Genomic DNA, 383 nt, shown 5'->3' with positions numbered 1-383 from the left:
CGAGTTTGTCATGAAAGGCATAGCCAGCGGGGAGATAGTACTCTGAAGTGAGGATATCTCCGAGCACGACGATCCTGACCGTCCTGTCATCGGCGCGAACGTTATGGCTCGTTGGCCACGCCAGCACGATGCAAACCGCGGCGACAATGACTGTGGGAAGACTGCGCGTGGCCATGAACAGCGCTGTGATGCACGTTCCCAATTTTGGTTTCATCCCGCTCCCTCGCGGCGGTCAAAGTAAGCATTTCGCGTGCCCCGTGCGCACGGCGAGTGCTCAGCAAGCGACCGGCACAAAAGGACTGTCGGTTTTATTGAGAGTGCGATGCTCGCCGACGGCAGTTCCCGCTGCTCATTCACCTCGAACGGAGACGTCGGCACGTCCC

General features: G+C 59.0%; 1 pseudogene. It reads right to left on the bottom strand.

From position 1 onward, the window contains the following. Positions 1-214 (bottom strand): annotated as a pseudogene (locus I6F35_RS39705) (lysophospholipase); the annotation flags it as partial. Positions 215-383 lie beyond the last annotated feature (169 nt).

The sequence above is a fragment of the Bradyrhizobium sp. BRP22 genome, assembly GCF_020194175.1.
GTDB lineage: Bacteria > Pseudomonadota > Alphaproteobacteria > Rhizobiales > Xanthobacteraceae > Bradyrhizobium.
The sequence above is the reverse complement of the archived record's forward strand: the minus strand, read 5'-3'. Positions and strand labels throughout refer to the sequence as shown.